The 21838-nt window shown below is 33.9% G+C and carries 19 protein-coding genes, 1 tRNA gene and 3 other annotated features; all 20 genes read right to left on the bottom strand.

Annotation, left to right across the window (positions count from 1 at the left end):
* Nucleotides 1–60 precede the first annotated feature (60 nt).
* On the bottom strand, nt 61–687 hold the full coding sequence (locus BUB32_RS06255; protein ID WP_072968396.1) for a response regulator: 627 nt from the start codon (nt 685–687) through the stop codon (nt 61–63).
* Nucleotides 665–1831, bottom strand: a complete 1167-nt coding sequence (locus tag BUB32_RS06250; protein WP_072968394.1) for a sensor histidine kinase — start codon at nt 1829–1831, stop codon at nt 665–667. The genes BUB32_RS06255 and BUB32_RS06250 overlap by 23 nt, the downstream gene beginning before the upstream one ends.
* A gap of 134 nt (nt 1832–1965) precedes the next feature.
* Nucleotides 1966–2041: transfer RNA gene (locus BUB32_RS06245), tRNA-Ala, on the bottom strand.
* Between the two features lie 49 nt (nt 2042–2090).
* On the bottom strand, nt 2091–2786 hold the full coding sequence (gene yunB, locus BUB32_RS06240; RefSeq protein WP_072968391.1) for a sporulation protein YunB: 696 nt from the start codon (nt 2784–2786) through the stop codon (nt 2091–2093).
* A 44-nt stretch (nt 2787–2830) separates the two neighbouring features.
* On the bottom strand, nt 2831–3265 hold the full coding sequence (locus tag BUB32_RS06235; protein WP_072968389.1) for a 2-thiouracil desulfurase family protein: 435 nt from the start codon (nt 3263–3265) through the stop codon (nt 2831–2833).
* An 11-nt stretch (nt 3266–3276) separates the two neighbouring features.
* Nucleotides 3277–5652 (bottom strand): endonuclease MutS2, encoded by a 2376-nt coding sequence (locus tag BUB32_RS06230; RefSeq protein ID WP_072968387.1) that lies wholly within the window; start codon nt 5650–5652, stop codon nt 3277–3279.
* The gene (locus BUB32_RS06225) at nt 5652–8003 is read right to left on the bottom strand and encodes a U32 family peptidase (RefSeq protein WP_072968385.1); all 2352 of its coding nucleotides are present in this window, start codon (nt 8001–8003) and stop codon (nt 5652–5654) included. Before BUB32_RS06225 ends, BUB32_RS06230 begins: the two co-directional genes overlap by 1 nt.
* A gap of 20 nt (nt 8004–8023) precedes the next feature.
* A complete protein-coding gene (gene zapA / locus BUB32_RS06220) occupies nt 8024–8398 on the bottom strand; it encodes a cell division protein ZapA (RefSeq protein ID WP_072968383.1) in 375 nt (124 codons plus the stop codon).
* A 386-nt stretch (nt 8399–8784) separates the two neighbouring features.
* Complete coding sequence (gene pheT / locus BUB32_RS06215) at nt 8785–11169, bottom strand: phenylalanine--tRNA ligase subunit beta (RefSeq protein ID WP_072968381.1); 2385 nt, start codon at nt 11167–11169, stop codon at nt 8785–8787.
* A 12-nt stretch (nt 11170–11181) separates the two neighbouring features.
* On the bottom strand, nt 11182–12201 hold the full coding sequence (pheS, locus tag BUB32_RS06210) for a phenylalanine--tRNA ligase subunit alpha (protein ID WP_072968379.1): 1020 nt from the start codon (nt 12199–12201) through the stop codon (nt 11182–11184).
* Between the two features lie 52 nt (nt 12202–12253).
* Nucleotides 12254–12469: a binding site (T-box leader), on the bottom strand.
* A gap of 26 nt (nt 12470–12495) precedes the next feature.
* Complete coding sequence (locus BUB32_RS06205) at nt 12496–13260, bottom strand: TrmH family RNA methyltransferase (RefSeq protein WP_072968377.1); 765 nt, start codon at nt 13258–13260, stop codon at nt 12496–12498.
* A 48-nt stretch (nt 13261–13308) separates the two neighbouring features.
* Nucleotides 13309–13668: a 50S ribosomal protein L20 gene (rplT, locus tag BUB32_RS06200; protein ID WP_072968375.1), complete on the bottom strand. Its 360-nt coding sequence runs from the start codon at nt 13666–13668 to the stop codon at nt 13309–13311.
* Nucleotides 13669–13688: 20 nt separating this feature from the next.
* A complete protein-coding gene (rpmI, locus tag BUB32_RS06195; protein WP_004401892.1) occupies nt 13689–13886 on the bottom strand; it encodes a 50S ribosomal protein L35 in 198 nt (65 codons plus the stop codon).
* Between the two features lie 27 nt (nt 13887–13913).
* Nucleotides 13914–14465 carry a translation initiation factor IF-3 gene (gene infC, locus BUB32_RS06190; protein WP_072968373.1) on the bottom strand — a complete coding sequence of 184 codons (552 nt, stop codon included), beginning with the start codon at nt 14463–14465 and terminating at the stop codon, nt 13914–13916.
* Nucleotides 14446–14568 (bottom strand) — a sequence feature (ribosomal protein L20 leader region). Its footprint overlaps the gene before it by 20 nt.
* A gap of 61 nt (nt 14569–14629) precedes the next feature.
* Nucleotides 14630–15682, bottom strand: coding sequence for a chorismate synthase (locus BUB32_RS06185; RefSeq protein ID WP_072968371.1), 1053 nt, complete (start codon nt 15680–15682; stop codon nt 14630–14632).
* Between the two features lie 11 nt (nt 15683–15693).
* Nucleotides 15694–16938, bottom strand: coding sequence for an MFS transporter (locus BUB32_RS06180; RefSeq protein WP_072968368.1), 1245 nt, complete (start codon nt 16936–16938; stop codon nt 15694–15696).
* Between the two features lie 96 nt (nt 16939–17034).
* Nucleotides 17035–18939: a threonine--tRNA ligase gene (thrS, locus tag BUB32_RS06175; protein WP_072968366.1), complete on the bottom strand. Its 1905-nt coding sequence runs from the start codon at nt 18937–18939 to the stop codon at nt 17035–17037.
* A 53-nt stretch (nt 18940–18992) separates the two neighbouring features.
* Nucleotides 18993–19184: a binding site (T-box leader), on the bottom strand.
* A 52-nt stretch (nt 19185–19236) separates the two neighbouring features.
* Entirely contained in the window at nt 19237–19836 is a 600-nt protein-coding gene (locus BUB32_RS06170) for a DUF445 domain-containing protein (RefSeq protein ID WP_072968364.1), read from the bottom strand.
* An 82-nt stretch (nt 19837–19918) separates the two neighbouring features.
* Entirely contained in the window at nt 19919–20797 is an 879-nt protein-coding gene (gene ytxC, locus BUB32_RS06165; protein WP_072968362.1) for a putative sporulation protein YtxC, read from the bottom strand.
* Between the two features lie 55 nt (nt 20798–20852).
* Nucleotides 20853–21587, bottom strand: a complete 735-nt coding sequence (locus BUB32_RS06160; RefSeq protein ID WP_072968360.1) for a DUF6873 family GME fold protein — start codon at nt 21585–21587, stop codon at nt 20853–20855.
* Between the last annotated feature and the right edge of the window lie 251 nt (nt 21588–21838).

The following is a 21838-nucleotide window of genomic DNA, read 5'->3' as shown; positions in this document are numbered from 1 at the left end:
CTGCATCAACAATATGATACGCTTTTTTTGAATAAAAGTCAAATTTAGCCTTGTAAAAGATTAATTTTGTAAAATCGTTTCATTTTTAAGCATGTAAATAGCAGCTTGAGTTCTGTCTTTCACATCTAGTTTTTTAAAAATATTGTAAACATGGTTCTTGACAGTTTTCTCGCTTAAAAATAGCTTTTGTGCAATTTCTTTATTGCTATACCCTTTAGAAATAAGTTTAAGAATCTCTATTTCTCTTGGTGTGAGATCTTTTTTTAAGTTTTCGTGGTCTATATTGTCTATTTCTTCCATTAAAGAAGGATGAATATAAACCCCTCCATTGTAAATAGTCCTTATTGCTTTTATTAAATCGTCATATTCCGCATCCTTTAATATGTACCCTTCCACTCCTAATTTAAGCGCTTCCAAAAGATACTCTCTGTCATTGTAAATAGTTAAAAACAATACTTTGCTTGGATGTTTTTCTTCTTTTAACATTTTTGCTGCCTTAATACCGTTCATCACAGGCATATTCACATCCATAAGTATTAAATCGGGCATAAATTTCTTTGCAAGTTGATAAACCTCTTCCCCATTTGAAGCTTGAGAAATAACTTTTATATCTTTTTCCATTTCAATAAGCTGGACTAACCCTTTTCTTATCAAAGCATGGTCATCAGCCACCAACAATTTGATCATCCTCAACACCCCTTACAGGTATAGAAATATAAATTTGTGCACCCTTATTTTTAAAACTGCTTATTTCAAATTTACCATTTAAAATTTCTACTCTTTCCCTCATGCCCATCAGTCCATACCCTTGCCCAATATTTTCTTTATCAAATCCAATGCCATCGTCCTTGATAATTATGCTGATAAATCGCATGCCAAACTCAAATTTAACAGAGGCGTTTTTTGCCCTAGAATGCTTTTTTATATTTGTAAGGGCCTCTTGCACTACCCTAAAGCAAGTTATTTCAATCTCGGGACTAAGTCTTTTATAATCTGACAAAACAGTAAAATCTACAAATATACCTGTCTCCTCTGAAAAATTTTTTATGTATCTGGAAAGTGCAGGGACAAGTCCTAAATCATCAAGCGCAGAAGGTCTTAAGTCATAAATTATTTTCCTCACTTCTTTTAGAGATTGTTGTACAATATCTTTTAGATTTTTGAGTTCTATTTTAGCTAGTTCAATATCTTTAGTTATCAACTTTTCACAAAGTTCAGACTTCAATAACACATTTGCCATCGCTTGCGCAGGACCGTCGTGAATCTCCCTTGCAATTCTTTTTCTCTCTTCTTCTTGTGCTTCAATAATTTTTACACTCAAAGCCTGTCTATCTTTCAACTGCTCTAATTGACTATTCATTTCTTTTAAATCACTGTTTAAATAATTGAGAGCTATGCTAATCTGGGAAGCAAGTTTTTCAGCTTTTTCGATAATGGCCTTATTATCTACAAGTTTTCTCTCCAGTTCGTTCCTTTTTTCTATTAATTCTTTTTCTTCCCGCCTTTTTAACGCCAACTCTATTTGAGCCTCTTTTGCCTCTTCATAAGCTTCTCTTATAGCTTGTTCAGATAGGTGCCCAAATTGTTTACTTACAAATGCGAGTTTTAACCTGCACTTTTTTTCTTTCCTTTCACACAACTCTACTTCTTTTATCACATTTATGACTTGGATTTTCAGTTCTTCTAATTGCGTTTCTAATTTTCTAGCTTCTTCTTTTGCTTTTTCTAAAATATCAAAAATTTGTTCTTTACTGCTTTCAATTGCTTCTATTGTTTTTTCTACAATATTATCTAATCGTTTTTTATAAGTGACTTCTACATTGGCATTCATTTAATTCACCTCTTTGAGCACCATCTTCTTAATAATTCGACAAAAAACAAAAAAATCCTGCATTTTAAAGAAAAAATTGCTAAGCTACAAAAAGCAAAAAAAAATACCCTCATCGGGTAATTCATCTTTTTAATTGGTGGAGATGAGGAGATTCGAACTCCTGACCCCCTGCTTGCAAGGCAGGTGCTCTCCCAACTGAGCTACACCCCCACTAACCACACGCTTCTTATTATATCACATCATCAAAAAAATTCAATAGTTATTTTTGTATTTCTATATTTGAATTTGGAGATTGAGGCACAGGAATCGTAAATTTGTCTCCATTTACATCCACATAGCTTGCAGGCACATCTCCAACTATTATGCTTTCTGCTATTGGCATGTGAAGTGTAACAGCTATTTTATCAGAAGCTAAAGGTGCAATTATACGTATCGTAGTTTGAATGTCTAAATATATTCTGTGCCTTGTTTGGTTTATTCCAGCCGGTTCAAACTGAGAACTAAAATCAACATCTACCGCTCCAACTGGCAAAAGTCCTATTTTTATCCGTGGCCCTGCATTAGCGAATAAATCAGTCGAAAAAACTGAACCTAAAGGAATTTTAGCATAGAGAGGGCCTAAATTATTTAAGTTTTTTTTTACTTCTTTTATAATCTTAGAAGCTAACAAGTTCATCTCAACAGTATTTGCCTGTAGCATTGACACTTTTCCATTGTTGTCTGTTCGTACATAAATTAAATCTTTATACTCTATTCCTTTTAACACTTTTTCATTTATAGCATCATTTATAGTATTTACAGCTGTTTCTTTTGCTAAAGTTTCACTTACTGCTATAATAGCCGGTTTTAATCGATATTCTGTAAAATAGTATAAAATCACAAATAAAACAGCTATGTAAATCAAATATATGTAAAACGAATTAACCCGCCTCAGTCCCCATTTTTTCCTTTTCAAGTAAAACACCTCCCCTATATTTTATGTTAGAGGAGGTGTTTTGGTTACTCCTTTTTTATTTTTTTATAAAAATCATGTTCTGTCATAACAGATATCCCATTTTTCTTTAAAATCCTTGTGGTAATTCCATCTCCCTCTATCAAATTCCCCGAAAAAGTCCCATCGTAAATTTCTCCACAGCCGCAAGAAGGGCTTCTAGCCTTAAAAATTGCCTCCTTTATCTTGTACATTTTAGCAATTTTTAAAGTCTCATAGGCTCCTTTATAGAAATTTTCTGTAACCTCTTCTCCTTCAATGTTAAAAACCTTATCCCCATTTATCTCAGAAGGTAGACGCGGAGTTGGAAGTCCACCTAATTGCTCAGGACAAACTAAAATAGCCTTTCCTTCTTCCACTAATCTTTTTATTTCTTCTTTTTCATTATTTCCTCCATCGTATTTACAGTTAACTCCTGCAAGGCAAGCACTTACCAAATACATTTTACCATCCCCTATTTGTCAGCTAATTCTACTATAGTAACACCGTCTCCTCCTTCACCGTATTTACCTAATCTAAAAGATTTAACATGTTTATTGCTTCTTAAAAATTGTGATATCCCCGTCCTTAACACCCCTGTACCACGTCCATGAATAATTGTTACCTCCTTAAGTCCAGCTAAATAAGCATCGTCTATGTATTTTTCAACCTCTAACAAAGCATCGTCAAGGTTTTTACCTCTTACATCTATGAATGTGCTTATAGATTGAGACTTTTCGTGTACAAATTTGCTGTAGCCTTTTTTTACATCCTCCTCTTCTTTCTCTTCCACTACCCTTAAATTACTTATATGGACTGTCATCTTTAAAATTCCTGCCTGTACTTCTACATTTCCCGATTTGTCAGGAAGAGAAAGTACAATCCCGTTTTGGTCTAAAGGCACTATATAGACTGTCTGTCCCTTTTTTAAATTATCAGGGATTCTGCTGTGGTGAGCCTCTTTAGGCTTTAAAACTTCTTCTTCTAATTCTTCTAAATTTTTCTTTAATTCTTCTCTTACCTCTTGTATGATCCTGTCTTTATTTTGTGTGCTTTCTTCTGCTTCTTTTATCTTTTTAATTGTTTCCTCGGCGGCAAATTTCGCCTCTTGTATTATTTTTCTCGCCTTTTCTTTCGCCTCTTTTAATATTTTATCTCTTTCACTTTGCAATTTCTTCTTTTCTTTTTCTAATTCCTCTTTTAAAATTTCTACATCTTTCTTTAAAAAAGCTATTTCTTGATTTGCCCTTTCCAATTCTCTTCTTTTACTTTCGACGTCTGCAATTATGTCTTCAAATTTTAAAGCTTCTCCTGAAATATACTTTCTCGCATTTTCTATTATTTGCTGAGGAAGTCCTAATCTTTTAGATATTTCAAAGGCATTACTTTTGCCAGGAAGGCCTATTATAAGCTTATAGGTAGGCTTTAAAGTTTCAACATCAAATTCCACACTGGCATTTTCTACTCCCGGAGTTTTTAAGGCATACTGCTTTAGCTCACTATAATGGGTAGTAGCTATTGTCTTCGCACCAATCTTATGCAAGGTATCGAGAATACTCATAGCTAAAGCAGCGCCTTCTATAGGGTCTGTACCTGCCCCTAATTCATCTAACAAAACAAAGCAATTTTTGTTTACTTTTTGGAGTATACTTACGATATTCGTCATATGGGAAGAAAAAGTACTTAAGCTTTGTTCAATACTCTGCTCATCTCCTATATCCACAAAAACTTCCTCAAATATTGAAATCTGTGACCTTTCTTCCGCAGGAATATTAAGTCCCGCCATTGCCATTAAAGTTAAAAGTCCCACTGTTTTTAAAGTCACAGTTTTCCCACCGGTATTAGGACCAGTAATGACTAAAGTATTAAATTGGTCTCCTATATATATATCTATAGGGACAACTACTTCCTGATTTATGAGAGGATGTCTTGCCTTTTTTAAATTAATATATCCCATTGTGTTTAGCTCTGGCCTTACAGTTTTTAGCTTTAAAGAATATTTAGCCTTAGCAAATATAAAATCTAATTCTGAAACTATTTCAATGTCATTAAATAAAGCCTGTGCATACTTTTTGACCTCTTGAGAAAGCTCAAAAAGTATTCTCTGTATCTCCTGCTTCTCTTTTAATTCCACTTGTCTCAATTCGTTGTTTAAGTCAACCACTTGCATAGGTTCAATAAAAAGAGTAGCACCACTGGAGGATTGGTCGTGGACGATACCTTTAAAAGTGCTGCGATATTCTTGTTTTACAGGTACAACGTATCTTCCCTGTCTTACAGTTATAATAGGCTCTTGCAATTCTTTTTGACGTGTAGAAATTATTGAATTCAATGTCGCCCTTATTTTTTCATTTATGCTCAATTTCTGCCTTCTTAAAGCTTTAAGCATTGGAGAAGCATCATCTGCTATTTCATCTTCTGAAATTATTATATTTTCAATCCTTTTTTCCAAATCTTTTATCGGTAAAACTTTTTTATCGTATTCTTTTAACCTTACAAATCTATCATTTTCTTGAAGATTTTTGAAATAACCTTTTATTTTGCTTACTAAGTTAAGAAATTTCTTAATCTTTAAAAGCTCTTGGTTATAAAGCACGGAATCTATTTGTGCTTTTTTTATATCATCCCTTATGTCCTCAAAAGCAAAAGAAATACCTCCATAGGAGGAAATAAAGCTAATTGCCTCATTCAGTAAATCTAATTCCCTCTCTATTTCCTCTAAGTCTTTTTTTATGACAATATCTGAAGCTTTTTGTTTGCCTAAATCCGAATCACAATAGCCAACAATAAACTCCACTATCCTGTCAAATTCAAGACTTTTTATTGCTCTACTATTAATTCCTCTTACCATCACAAAACTCCCCTGTAAAAATGTCCTTTTGTATATTCCCCTTCTAAAATTTCAATTTCATTCCCTTTTAAAGCTTCAATATATATTTTTAAAACTTTCTCTATTTTTTTACTTTCTTCTATTGTGTCATGTATCCTCAAAAAAGAAAGTCCAGCTTGTTTAAGCTCCTTTATGCTTAACATTAAAAGCACATCTGCATTTAAAATCTGCATCCTGCAAAAACCATTGCTTTTAAGAGGCATTAATTTTCCTTTTCTGTCTTTTAGAAAATAATAACCTTTTTCACACCTTTCTCTGTCACAGCCTACTAAATTTCTTATTGGACAATATTCCATTGTCATAAGAGGCAGTCTGCCGTATATTAAAGCTTCAAATTTTACATCACTTCTTTTGGCAATATCTTTAATCTGCTCCAGCGTAAGTTCATAAGATAAAGTCGCAGCATAAGGTTTAAAGTAATCTACAGCTAAATTGTTGAAAATATTCAAAGGATAATCTATAAATATCTCAAAGTCATAATTTTTTGCAATATGATAAAGCCCTAAATTTGAAACCAAAATTTTGGTTATTCCTATATCTTGTAAAAATTCTAATTGAGGCTCTATTCTTTTTATCTCTTCTCTCAATATAGAAGGGAAAGCAGGTATAACCGTTGTCTTTGAATCTTTTGTCAGTTCTAAACCTTTTTTAAAAAGTTTTATATCAAGCTTGTAATTGAAATAGACGTATTCTATACCCAATTGGCTGGCCATCTTCAAATGTTCAAGCTTATCAGTATAAAAAGTTAAACTTACTTCTTCCTTTTTCTCCTTGAAAGAAGGCGGATTAAAAAAGGTATGTTTTTCTTCTCTTTTATAATAGTCTAACTTTCTCTTCTCTAACATTTCTATTGCTTTTCTTCGCGCTTCTTTTATTCCCTTTACAGACATGTAAAGGCCTTTTTCAACTACTACTTCTATTTCTTCTACGTAAAAGGCTGTGTCATTTATTTGAGTAAGTTTATCCTTCAAAAAATCTTCCTCAATAGAAACTTTTTCCGCTGTCTGGCTTATTTCATCACTATAAACTTCTACTGTATGAATTCCTTCCTGTATCTTTATATACAAAGGTTTGTCCTTTTTTAACTCCGCATAAATTTTTATAGGAATCTTTCTGGAAGGTAAGTTTTTCAGCTTGTCATTTAACAATACATCATAAGTTTTATTTAATATTTCTCCTTCTTTTACATAAAACTTAAGAGGTAGTTCTATTATGTCTCCTTCATAAGCTCTATCTACCTTCTTCCCATTTTTAAATATTATTTCAACTTTTTGTCCTTTTTCTCCTTTTTCATCAGAAATTCCATCACCTTTTGCAATATCCCTTAAAAGCCTCAGTTTTGAAGTTTTTGAAGTTACACTTATCACTTCTGCGGCAGCAACTCCCGTGTTTTTAGGGGAAATATAACTCATTTTAGAGGGTTTAACTCCAAAAAGATAGCCAGTAGAAAATCCTCTATTAAAAATTCGAGACATCTCTTCTATAGCTTTACCTGAATCAAAAGTCCTCCCTTCATAAAAGCTATCAATAGCTTCTCTGTAGGCTTTTACAACAGAAGCAACGTACTCGGCATTTTTCATCCTACCTTCTATTTTAAAAGAAGTGATTCCAGCCTCAATGAGTTTTGGTATGTGTTCTATAGTACATAAATCCGCCATACTCAAAAGGTGTAAATCCTTTTCTAAAACTTTTTCCTCTTTATCTACAAGAGAATACTTTAAGCGGCAGGGTTGTGCACATCTTCCCCTGTTTCCGCTTCTTCCTCCTAGTATACTACTCATAAAGCACTGCCCGGAATAGCTGACGCAAAGAGCTCCATGAACAAAGACTTCTATTTCAATGTTAGAATTTTGAACTATATCCTTTATTTCTTTTAACGTAAGCTCTCTTGATAAAATAATCCGGGAAACCCCTTTTTGAGCTAATTCCTGTACTCCTTCCAAATTATGAACTGTCATTTGTGTACTGGCATGAACTTTTAAATCAGGATAATTTTCTCGTAAAAACTTTAATACTCCCATATCCTGCACTATAATTGCATCAACACCTATAGAATACAAAAAATCTAAATAGTTCACCAGCTTTTCAAATTCTTTATTGGCTACAAGGGTATTTACAGTAACATATACCTTGACATCTCTTAAATGGCAGAATTCCAAAGCTGCTTTTAAATTATCATAGTCAAAATTGGTTGCATAAGCTCTTGCACCAAAATTTTTTCCTCCTAGATACACTGCATCGCATCCTGCATTAACTGCACTCGTTAAAGCCTCGTAATCTCCTGCTGGAGCTAATAATTCAACTTTTTTCATCCAATCACCTTTACTTACCTTTACTTTTCTTTATCAAAAGTTTCTATAAACTGTCGAAACTCTTCCTCTGTCTCTAAAAGCTGTTGTTTAGTTTTAGTAAGCTCCTCCTCCAATTGTCGTATATAGCGATTTTTTTCTTCTAATTCTGCTTTTAAAGAAAGCAATTCCTTTTTAATAGCATTATTTTCTTCTCTTGCAATAAAAAGTTCATCTGCAATATTTAAAGACGACAAAAGTAGTAGTTGCATTTGTGATAACTTTTTGTAGTTTTGGAGCAATTCTTTAATTACATTGTCTACATAATTGGCAAGTTTTATTACATGCTCTTCAGGATAATCAGATTTTAAAATATATTCATTCCCATTGATTATCACGGTAACTTTATTTAACTCCACAAAAACATCCCCTTAATCTTTTGTTATTTTATTTACTTCTACATTAAAGGGCAATTTCCTTCTTAATTAAGATAAAAGATAAAAAAGGCTGTAAAATTGCCTTCAGACTGTAGACAAACCTTTTAGATGTTGGCATTTTGCATAAGTGAGCGACTTAATAGAGCAGATAACTAAACTTAAGCGAGGGCGAAAGACGTAGGCGGGGCCGAAACCAAGGATGGCGAAGGCGGGCACCTTAAGGCAAGGAGGCCGAATGTGCCCGGTACCCCGCCGGAGTCTGAGACCGAGTTTTAGTTTAGTCTGCGATATTACTGGAGCAAACGATGCAAAATGCCAACAGAAAATGATAATTTGTCAACAAGCTGAAGGCTGTAAAATTGCCTTTTTTATCTTAATTTGGCTCCTAATTTTTTGTCAAGAGCCTCTACAATGTTGTTGTGAATTACATTTACTTCTTCATCTGTCAAAGTCCTTTCATAAGACCTATACCAGATAGAGAAAGCAACACTTTTTTTGCCCTCAGGGATGTTAGGACCTTTATAGACGTCAAACAATTCGACTTTATCTACAAGTTTACCTCCTGCTTCACGTATAACTTTTTCCACATCTTTTACAAAAATATCTCCATCTACTAAAACTGCTATATCCCTTTCTACAGCTGGATACTTGGGAAGAGGCATGTATCTCTTTTCTGTATTAGCATATTGTATTACTTTATCTAAGTCTATTTCTCCACCGTAGACTCTAACAGGTATGTTGTAATTTTCTAAAACATCAGGGTGTATCTCTCCAAATATACCTACTGTTTCGTCACCTAGGAGAATTTTTGCAGACCTTCCTGGATGATAGGAAGGATCTTCTGCCCTTACATATTCTACTTTTTTTATACTCATTACTTCAAAAAGTGCTTCTATTACTCCTTTTAATGAGTAAAAATCCACATCTTTCCCGTACATTCCTATTGCAATAGTCTTTATTTCCTGTGGTAATTCTTTTAAGGGTAATTCTTTTGGCATAAAGACTTTAGATATTTCAAAAACTTTGAAATCTTGTACTTTTCTACTATAGTTAGTATAAGCTACATTCAATATAAAAGGCAGTAGAGTAGTTCTCATAAGGCTTTGGTCTTCTCCCAAAGGATTTATAATTTTAACTGCTTTTCTAAGAGGGCTATCTAAAGATACGTTTATTTTGTCTAAATCCTTATGTCCCATAAAAGACATAGTGACAATTTCATTTAATCCACAAGCCAATAGAACTTCTTTTATTTTTTCCTCTAATTCCTGTTCTTTTGTCATTGCCCCCAATGTCGTTTGAGCATTTTTCATTAAGCTATCTTGTATGTTATTGTATCCAAATAACCTCGCTATTTCTTCTGCAATGTCTGCCTCTATTGTCACATCTCTGCGAAAATGCGGAACTGTTATCTCAAGGTCATCGCCTTTTTGCACAACTTTAAACTCTAAAGACTCCAATATCTCAATCATTTGAGATGTCGAAAGCTCTGTGCCTAAAAATCTATTGATCCTGTGAGGATTTACAGTTAAAACTGTTTTTTCAATTGGCTTTGGATACTCGTCCACAAGCCCTTTTAAAACTGTACCGCCACAGTATTTTTCCATAAGCTGTGCTGCTCTTTCACAAGCTAAAACTGTAATCTCTGGATCTAAACCTTTTTCAAACCTTGAAGAAGCTTCACTTCTTAAACCCAATTTCTTAGAAGTATGCCTTATATTGCTTCCTTTAAAATTAGCACTTTCTATTAAAATATTTACAGTAGTGTAAGTTATCTCCGTATTTTCTCCTCCCATTACACCTGCCAAACCTATAGCTTTCTTCTCATCAGCAATAACCAAGATTGAGCTGTCTAAAGTTCTCTCTTTTCCATCCAATGTAACTAATTTTTCTCCTTCTCTTGCCCTTCTCACTATTATGTGCTTGCTTTCAACTTTATCCAGGTCAAAAGCGTGTAAAGGCTGACCTAATTCTAACATCACATAGTTTGTAACATCCACCACGTTATTTATAGGTCTTATTCCCGCTTTCAAAAGACGCATCTGCATCCACATAGGAGAAGGACCTATCTTCACATTCTTAACAACCCTTGCCACATATCTAAAACATAAATCCGTAGCTTCAATAGTCACTTTTGCAGGATTTTGTTCTTCGCTTTCATTAACTTCTACCACCGGCATTTTAAATTTTTTCTTAAAAGTCGCAGCTACCTCTCTCGCTATTCCTACCATTGACAAACAATCAGGTCTGTTGGGCGTTATCTCAAATTCCAATACATCGTCTTTTAACTGAAGAGCTTCGTTTATATCCATTCCTAATGGGAAAGGTGGTAATATAAAAATTCCGTTTCTTTGATATTCTGGCAGCAAACTTTCATCTAGTCCCAACTCTTCAGCAGAACACATCATGCCATTTGATTCTATTCCTCTTAATTTGCCTCTTTTTATCTTAACTCCTCCAGGAAGAGTTGCGCCATGAAGTGCCACTGGTATGTAGTCCCCTACTTTAATATTTTGTGCTCCGGTTACAATTTGTAGTTTTTCAGTGCCTACATCTACAATACCAACCAACAATTTATCAGCATTAGGGTGTTTTTCTAATGAAATAATTTTCCCTACCACCACATTTGAAATTTCTCTCCCATAACTTGTTATAGTCTCTACCTTTGACCCTGACATAGTAAGGCCTTCAGCAATAGCTTTCGCATCTTCATCTATGTCAACAAATTCTTTCAACCACGAAAGTGACACTAACATACGACCACCCCTTTAAAACTGTTGTATAAACCTTAAATCATTTTCAAAAAGAAGCCTCAAATCTTCTATTCCGTATTTCAGCATTGTAATCCTATCTATTCCCAATCCAAAAGCAAATCCACTGTATTTTTCAGGGTCAATTCCAGACATCTTTAAAACGTTAGGATGTACCATGCCTGCACCTAAAATTTCAATCCAACCAGTATAACCGCAAACTCTACAACCTTTTCCACCACAAGCAAAGCAACTCACGTCCATTTCTGCACTGGGTTCTGTAAATGGAAAATAATGAGGTCTAAATTTGGTTTGAGTGTCTTCCCCAAAAAATTTCTTCGCAAATATATTTAAAACTCCTTTTAAATCTCCCATTGTTATTCCTTCATCTACTACAAGCCCTTCCATCTGATGAAACACTGGGGAGTGAGTTGCATCTATTTCATCAGACCTATAAACCCTTCCAGGAGATATAACCCTTATTGGAGGCTTATTTTTCTCCATAGTCCTTACTTGTACCGGGGATGTTTGAGTCCTCAAAAGTATATCAGAAGTCACATAAAAGGTATCCTGTAAGTCTCTAGCTGGATGGTCCTCTGGAGTATTTAATGCCTCAAAGTTGTAATAAGTAAACTCTATTTCTGGCCCTTCTGCAATAGAAAAGCCTAATCCTAAAAATATCTTTTTAATTTCATCCAATACTTGTGTCATGGGATGTTTGTGGCCATACTCATAAGGTTTACCTGGCATAGTTATGTCTATGTACTCACTTTTTATCCTCTTTTCTTTTTCTAATTTGGCAATTTTATTTTTTGTTTCTGTGAGTAAACCCTCAATTTTCTCTCTAATTTCATTGGCAATTTGACCAATTACAGGTCTTTCTTCAGGCTTTAAGTTTCCCATTCCCCTTAAAATTTGCGTCAATTCACCTTTTTTACCTAAGTATTTAACTCTTAAGTTTTCAATTTGCTGTAAACTATCAACTGAGAGAATTTCTTTTTGTGCATCTTCATAAAGCTTGCGCAACAATTCTTCCATCTGTAAACCAACTCCTCTTTTGGTTTATTAGTCAAAATAAAAAATCCTCCGTCAATAGGACGAAGAATCCGCGGTACCACCTAAATTAGCATTTTATAAAAAATGCTCACTCATTTAGATAACGGTATTACCGGCAATGCCTACTATTAGTTCAGCACGCTGCTCCGGAGGGAACTTTCCATTATCTACCTAACGATAACACTCTCAGTCTATGGTGTTATCTCCCTGTGATTTTCGATAATGTACTTTACTCCTTCATAGCATTTTGCAATATTTTTTTAAGATTATACCATCTTAATTATTTTTTATCAACCTCTGTCTTTGAGATTCGTATAAAAATATACTAGCAGCGATTGAAACATTTAAAGACTCTGCCTCCCCTGTCATAGGTATTTTCACAAAGTCATCTACCAAGTCTACAACACTGACACCTATCGCTTCATTTCCCAAAACAAAAGCTACTTTATCCGAAATATTGCATTCATGAACTAATTTTTGAGCTTTTAAATAAGTTGCAAAAACTTTTATTCCCCTTTGCTTAAGTTTTAACAAAATTTGTGAAGTAGTAGCTATGACAGGAATGTGAAAAATAGAACCCATAGAGGCTCTCAAAACCTTTGGATTAAAAACATCCACACAATTGTTTATAGTAAAAATTGCACTAACTCCAAATGCATCAGCTGTACGTATTATAGTACCTAAATTTCCTGGGTCTTGAATATTGTCTGCTATAACATATACACCCTTTTCTTTTATATAAGTATTTTCTTCATATTTTGGTATTTTTATAATCGCCATGACCATTTGTGGAGTTACTGTATCACTTATTTTCTTAAAGATTCTTTCAGTAGTATGTACAATTTCAAAATCCCCTTTGGGAATATCTATTTTAACCCCTTCCCCCATAACTATGTACTCTATTTCCAAGTCACTTTTTAAAGCCTCCAATACATTTGTAGTACCCTCTACAAAAAACATCCCTTCTTTATATCGGCCCTTTTTGTCTTTTAGCTTTTTGATTTTTTTTATGAGGTCATTGTTTTCACTCGTAATTAACATTGTCCACCACTCTTTTAAAGTTAAAGCAAAAGGCCATGCAAACTGGCCTTATGCGTTTAACTGCTGCTTAGCTATATTTACTAATTCTGCAAAAGCTTTTTCGTCATTTATTGCCATTTCCGAAAGCATCTTCCTGTTAATTTCTATTCCAGCTTTTTTAAGCCCATTTATAAACCTGCTGTAGGAAATTCCGTGGGCTCTTGCAGCAGCATTTATTCTTGTTATCCAAAGCTTTCTAAAATCTCTTTTCCTTAATTTTCTGCCAATATAAGCGTACATTAAAGATTTCATTACTGCTTGATTGGCAACTCTAAAAAGCTTGCTCTTAGCTCCAAAATAACCTTTTGCAAGCTTTAATATTTTCTTGCGTCTTCTCCTAGTTGCTTTCCCAAATTTTACTCTAGCCATTTTAAAAACCTCCTAATCTATTATGAATAAGGTAATAAGCGTTTGATATTTTTAGCATCCGCACCTACCAAATAAGTAGCTTTTCTCAATCTTCTTTTTCTTTTTGCATTTTTATGTGTCAAAAGGTGACTTTTATAAGCTCTCGACCTTTTAACTTTTCCTGACTTTAACACTTTAAACCTTTTTGCTGCTCCTCTATGTGTTTTCATTTTAGGCATAAATATATATCCTCCTTCTGCATTTTGCTAATTTTTTGGTGTTAATACCATCATTAAATTTCGCCCCTCCATATTAGGAGCTTTTTCTATAACGCCATACTCGCTGAGCTCATTTGCAAACCTATTTAAAAGGTCTTCTGCCAGCGAAGTGTGGGCTGCTTCCCTTCCTCTAAACCTTATAGTAACTTTTACTTTATTGCCTTCTTTTAAAAACTTAATAGCACTTTTTAACTTTACACCAAAGTCATGGTCTTCAATAGTCGGGGACATCCTTATTTCTTTTACATTTATAACCTTTTGCTTTTTCTTTGCCTCTTTTTCTCTTTTACTAAGTTCATACCTATACTTACCAAAATCCATCAATTTGCACACGGGCGGATTGGCTTGAGGGGCAATCTTAACCAAATCAAGATGGCGCTCTTGAGCAATTTTATAAGCTTCCTTTGCCGACATTATGCCTATCTGCTTACCGTCTTGGTCAATCAGCCTTACCTCTTTGTCTCTTATTTCCTCATTGACCTGCAGCTCTTTGTTAATAAATACGCACCTCCTAAAAATTATGAAAAAATAAAAGCGGATATAGAAATACCCGCTTCTTTACAATAAAACAAAGATAAATACTTTTGAAGAAACCTTTGCACCTTAAGTGAAAGGTGAGAAGCGGGCGCTTCTACTTAATCGCTTTTTTAGTTTATCATTATTTTATTTTTTTGTCAATATTTATTTTTATGTTTGCCAAACACCTAAAAATTTCTCACATACTCCAAGTAAGAAATATAATTTCTTTTTAGCTCTTCTATAGAGTCTCCACCAAACTTTTTGAGGCTTTCCTCAGCAATCACCCAAGCACAAACCGCTTCTAAAACACAAGCAGCCGCTTCAACTGCAGTTACATCTGAGCGCTCATAAGCAGCTTTTACTTCCTCTTTAGTATTTATGTCAATAGAAGTAAGGGGTTTTAAAAGAGTAGGAATTGGCTTCATGGCAGCTTTTATAACTATAGGGCTTCCATTTGAAATTCCACCTTCAATTCCTCCTGCATTGTTGGTCTTCCTATAAAATCCTTTTTCTTTGTCATAATAAATTTCATCATGGACTAAGGAACCGGGTCTTTTGGCTGCCTCAAAGCCTAAACCAAATTCTACTCCCTTAATTGCTTGAACGCTCATTATATGATAAGAAAGCAGAGCATCTAATTTCCTGTCCCATTGAGTATGGCTGCCTAATCCTATAGGCACCCCTTCAATTACTATTTCTATTATACCTCCTAAAGTATCGCCTTTAGCCTTTGCCTCTTCAATTACTTTAATCCACTCTTCCTCTGTTTTTACACCACCTATTTCTAATACTTTGCTTTTTATTGAAATATTTAGTTCTTTTAAAAGCAATTTTGCCACACTCCCTATAGCCACTCTTGCCGCGGTCTCACGGGCACTAGAACGCTCTAAAATATTTCTAATATCTCTTTGATTGTATTTAATAGCTCCTGCAAGGTCTGCATGACCCGGTCTAGGTCTTGCTATAGGCGGAATTTCTTTATCTTTCCAATTTGTATAATCTCTATTTATAATCTCCAATGTAAGAGGTGCTCCGATAGTCTTGCCATGTCTTACTCCACTTACGATGTGTACTTCATCTTTTTCAATAGCCATTCTTCCCCCTCTCCCATAACCCCCCTGCCTTCTTTGAAGCTCATTATTTATAAATTCTACGTCAATAAAGAGATTTGATGGAAGGCCTTCAATAATAGCAACTAAAGCTTCTCCATGGGATTCCCCTGCAGTAATATATCTCATATTTTCCCTCCTCACTGCTTTACTTCCATTTCTTTAATCCCATCTTCATAATTAGCGACTAAAAAGTACAAAATACTCACTACTATTCTTGTAATACCTGTTAAAATCATAAAAGCTACATAACCCATTTGTGTATAAAGCCACATTCCAAACATAGGAGCAATAAAAGCGGAAATTTGAGTAATTAGTGTAAACACAGCTATGTAACTCATTTTTTCTGAAGTAGGAGGTAAAAGCTCTAACAACCAATTTAAGAGCAACATGTTATAACCTCCTACAGCTATACCCCCTAAAAAGTCAAAAATAGCGCCAACATAAAGGTTTTTAGCCGTAGCCCACATGACGGGAATAAATCCTAGAAGCAATGCACTTAATGCAACAGCAAATCCGTTTCCCTTTTTGTTGGACAGGTCAGCCCATTTATAAAAAGCTAAAATAGACCCAATAGAGGAAACAATAGTAAATATACTCATCCATGCATTGTTGGCATGCAAAAAGTTCACCTTATATACAGTAAAAATAGGCCAAGCCATTATCCATGCAAAATAATATATAAAAGAAGTTACATTAAAATATATAAACTTCTTAGACTCAAACATGTTTTTAAAAGCTTCATAAAAACTTCCAGGTCTAGCTTCATCCAAATCCCTCTTCACCACATGAAACCTTGAAAAATAATAAGATTCTATTAATCCAAAAATAAATGCAACAGTAAATATTACTTGATAATTAATAGGGAAAACTATTTTATCAAGCAACCATCCTGTTATCAAAACTGTAATTGTTGCCACAATTGTCGTCCAAAAATTTCTGTCAGCGAAAACTTTACTTCTATATTCTGGGGGAATTAATTCACTCATAAAAGACTGCCAGCACATGCCAACTGCCATAGAAGGTAAATTCATTACTCCCACCAACACGACTACCACCCACGGTTGGAGCTCTTTATTAAAAAACGGAGCAAGAGCTAGCAAAAAATAAAAAGTTCGTGCAATATACAATACTGTATAAGCAAATTTATGAACATCCTTTAAGCTATTAATCAAATAAGTTATAGGAATTACTCCAATTACCACCATAAGAGCAGGAAGCGAGTTTAAAAGAGATACCTGAAAGTCGTTAGCCCCCAATTTTATGGCATATATTCCAATAAAAGGATTAACCATATTAAAGCCTATAGCCCATGCAAGGCCATTTAACATATTCATTTTTATGTTATATCTCAAATGCTTGTAAACTTCTAGCTTCTTTTTCATACCTCTCCCTCAAAATTAATATTTTAATTTTAGATTACCACGTTTTTTAAATTCTTTCAATAAATCAAAATGCCCCTTTAAAGGAGCATTTTGATTTTATAAAGCTTTTGTGGCAATTTCTTTAAGAATTTTTTCTATAAACTCATTTAAGGAAATGGCGCCTAGATCCCCTTCTTTTCTTGACCTTAAAGATACTGTCCCTTGTTCTACTTCTTTATCCCCTACAATCAGCATATAAGGAATCTTTTGAAGTTGTGCCTCTCGTATTTTGTATCCTATTTTTTCATTTCTGTCGTCTAATTCAGCTCTTATGTCATTTTCCAACAGACGACCGTATACATTTTGGGCATAAGCATAGTGTTTATCGGATATAGGCAAAACTTTAACTTGTACTGGCGCCAGCCAAGTAGGAAAAGCCCCTGCAAAATGTTCAGTAAGAATTCCAATAAATCTTTCTATACTTCCGTAAATTACCCTGTGCAACATTATAGGTCTGTGTTTTTCTCCATCTGGGCCTATATACTCCAGTTCAAACCTTTCAGGCATCTGGAAATCTAATTGGATAGTCCCGCATTGCCACGTACGACCTATGCTGTCTTTTAAATGAAAATCTATTTTGGGTCCGTAAAACGCACCATCTCCCTCATTAACTTTATATGGTAAATTCACGCGATTTAAAGCAGAAATCAAAGCATTTGTAGCTAATTCCCAGTCTTCATCAGACCCCATAGAATTTTCAGGACGTGTTGACAATTCAACAAAATACTCAAAGCCAAAAATTTTATAGAAATAATCCACTAAATTTATAACCCCTAAAATTTCATCTTCAACCTGCTCAGGAGTCATAAACAAGTGAGCATCATCCTGAGTAAAACTTCTTACTCTCATAAGCCCATGCAAAACTCCTGAGAGTTCATGCCTATGCACTAAACCCAATTCACAAAGTCTTAAGGGCAAATCCCTGTAACTGTGCATTGTAGACTTGTAAATAAGCATTGCTCCAGGGCAATTCATAGGCTTTATTGCATAAGTCTCTCCATCTATTTCAGTAAAATACATATTCTCTTTATAGTGGTCCCAGTGTCCTGACCTACGCCATAACTCTTCATTCAAAATTATAGGAGTTTTTATTTCCTGATAACCGTGCTTTATATGTTCTTTTCTCCAAAAATCTTCTAAAATGTTTCTTATAATCATTCCCTTAGGATGGAAAAATGGAAAACCTGGTCCTTCAGGTTGGATACTAAACAAATCTAACTCTTTCCCTAATTTTCTATGGTCTCTTTTTTTAGCTTCCTCTAACATATGTAAATATTCATCTAACATGCTTTTTTTAGGAAAGCTTATTCCATATATTCTTTGAAGCATTTTATTTTTTTCGTCGCCTTTCCAGTAGGCTCCAGCAACTGACAACAATTTAATAGTTTTTACCATGCCTGTTGACATAAGGTGAGGTCCTGCGCAAAGGTCAGTAAATTCTCCTTGCTTGTAAAAAGAAATTTCCTCCCCTTCTGGTATTTCTTCAATTAGCTCCACTTTATAAGGTTCACCTTTTTCCTCCATTAATTTTATTGCTTCATCTTTTGGAAGGACAAACCTTTCCAACTTATAATCTTCTTTTATAATTTTATTCATTTCCTGCTCTATAGCTTCAAAGTCTTCTGTAGTAAAAGGCCTATCTGTGTCGAAGTCATAGTAAAAGCCATTGTCTATAGCTGGACCAATTGCCAATTTCACATCTTTAAAAAGCCTTTTTACAGCCTGTGCTAAAATATGGGAAGAAGTGTGCCAATAAATCTTTTTTCCTTCTTCATCATCAAAAGTCAAAATTTCTAATTTTCCGTCCTCCTCAATTTTTGTATTAAGTTCCACTACTTTGCCATTAAACTTTCCACCAACGGCTTCTTTTGCTAATCTTTCACTTATACTTTTAGCTATTTCATAAACTGTCATACCCTTTTCAAATTCATTTTGTGTGCCATCCTTTAATATTATAATCATTCAATTACCTCCTTTGTAAAATTTTTTATTTAAATAAAAAACCTCTTACCCCGTAAAGAGGCAGAGGTTATCTGCGGTTCCACTCTTTTTTATACTCTGGTATTATATCGGAATAACCGTTCGGATTCATCATCCGCAGCTCCGGGGTGGTCTTCGATATTCAGAACATTTGAATGATCTCAGCCTATGTCATTCAATCTCTGTGATGTTCTTTAAATATCTACTTTCCCCCTCATTGCTTTAATATTTAATTTTTTAATCATTATATCTTCCTCTCGGACATTTGTCAATAATAACTTATAAAAATTGTATCACAATTGCTTGCAATACTCCTATTAGAAACCCTAAAACTCCCCCCATAATCTCTATCATATAAAGTTCACTATGAGCAATTTTTATCACCACATCCTCCAATTTTTCTAATTTGAAGCTTTTTATCTTTTCCTCTACAATTTCTGATATTTTAAGTTTTTTTGAAATAATCTCCACCACTTCATTAGGAGGAAAATTCAAAAATACTTCTACTTCTCTATTTATAATATCACCAATATAGTTTGATATCATCTCTTTTATAGCCTTGGGAAGAAAAGAAGGAAACTTATTTTCTGTAACTCCTTTAACTTTTAAGTCCAAATTCGATAATAGAAACTTGCGATTTTCTTCTGTTAAAAGCTTATCCCATAATTCATTAAAAGATAGTAGTTCTTTCTCTACAATTTCTCCCACTGATTTAGCAATTTCATACTTTCTTTTAGGAATAAGACCTTGTACCTCGATTCCTAAAATTTTTATTGGTTTTAAAGGTTTAAACAGCATTTTCACTGCCACAAAATTCGTAAACCATCCAATAGCTGCTCCTACAAAAGCTAAAAATAGCATCCTTGTTAAAAATTGCATTCCACCACCTCTAAATCTTAAAAAATCACAAATATAATAATATCAGATTTTGGCGAATTTTAAAACCCAGCCTTAAGCTGGGCTATTTTTCACATTTAATCTTTGAACATAATTCACAGCCATAGCAAATTTCTACTTTGTCATTAAAAACTTTTTTAACCGTCTCTAGAATTTCATTATCTCTCATATTGTTAATAGAATGAAAAAATATTTTTTTAGGAGCAATGGTTATAAGCGTGCTTATCAAAGCATCTTCATCACTTATAACACCATCTTTTAATTCAGCAACTATTTCATTAATAAAATCATTAGATATTGGTTTGTCATTTTCATCATAAAGTTTAAATTTGCCATTTTTGTCGACAATGATATTCAATATTTCAACTTTTGAATCCTGTAATTCGACGAAGTATTTAAGTAAACCTATAAACTCATTGTACTCTTTTTTCATTAAAAATTCATCAACAGCCTTATCTGTTACTTCGCTAAGTTCACTAATAAAATCCCTCAGTCTAAAGTTCACAAACCCTTCTAAGTCTATATAATCACTCTCTTTTAAAAAATCTCTTACCAATACAAAAATTTGCTCTTTTTTTGCTAATTTAAATGTCTCTTTATTCACATCATCTTCTAAAATATTGTAAGCGATTTTTTCTATTTCCTCCTTTTCATCTTCTGAAAAATAATGGTAATATTTATTGATTAATTTTTTTATTATCCGTTTGTCAACTTGGTTAACAATTATATCTGAAATAGCTTCCGCTATATAATTTCTTATTCTCGCAACATTATTAAAGTCTTGTTTATCCTCCACTTTTAAGCTATAATAGGTAACTGAGCCACACACATTAGAATTTATAGCAATCTTTATACCATTTTCAGCTAAGTTTTTTAATCCATGTTTTAAATTTTCTCCCTCTAGTTTTAAATCCTTTGAAATACCTATGGAAAATAGTTGCAATTTTCTCACTCCTTTCGTTAATAGTATATGTGTCTTTTTATCATTTTTATCTGTTTTAAATCAGTGGAATGATGGAACCAATGTCTTTTATTTGTTTAAAAGTAAGATAAATAATTTCAATTCCTTTTTTATTTAAAAATTCAATAATTTTTTCATAATTTTTATGTGAATTGAATACACCAGTTACTGCTAATTTTTTCTCTCCTATAAGTCCCATTGCACCGCCAATAAATCCATATTCAAAACCCTTTAAAAAAACGCCTCCGGGTTCTATCAAAAGCGCTTCAAAACCATTCTTAACTGCTACCTCAAATATTCCTTTGTCTGAAGTTATAAAACTATTGTCATCTATGATTGCCATATTACATTTTGTATAACCTTGCTTTACATTTAAAAACTTGACACCTTTCCTTTCTAAGGACTCTCTTAAAACAGGATCTGTGTACTTCAAATTGTGAAAAGCTGTGTTTCCCAATCTTGCTACATTATATGCGATATCATAAGGATAGTTACGTTTCAAAAAAGTTTGCCCTATTTTTACTTTTAAACCTATTAATCTCAATTTGTGTATAAACTCTAGTGTCACATTGGGAGCTACAATGACTTCTCCATCTCCCAACGGATGTAAAAGTATATCGGGATGAAAAGAAATAGCATCATATAAGTCTGGACATTTTTCAGTATATAAGACTTTTATCCCTAACTTAGACAAACTATCTCCAATTTTCCTCTCTCTCCCATCAATTACAATCCATCTAAAATTGCCATGGGGAACAAAAGGATTAAGCATTTTTTCACCTCTTTTATACAAAGATAGGGCATACTATTGTATGCCCTCAGACTGTAGACAAACTTTCGTAAAGGAGATATTTTGCATAAGGAGTGACTTGTTACAAAGCGGCAGCAAAACTTAGCAAGACCGAGGGTGGAGGCAGGGCCGAAGCCAAGGATGGCGGAGGCGGGCACCTTAAGGCATGGATGCCGATTGTGCCCGGTACCCTGCCGGAACCTGAAGGTCGAGCTTTAGTTTTGTCGCTTTGG

Origin of the sequence: Thermoanaerobacter uzonensis DSM 18761 (assembly GCF_900129115.1) — a bacterium.
Classification (GTDB): Bacteria; Bacillota; Thermoanaerobacteria; order Thermoanaerobacterales; family Thermoanaerobacteraceae; genus Thermoanaerobacter; species Thermoanaerobacter uzonensis.
The sequence above is the reverse complement of the archived record's forward strand: the minus strand, read 5'-3'. Positions and strand labels throughout refer to the sequence as shown.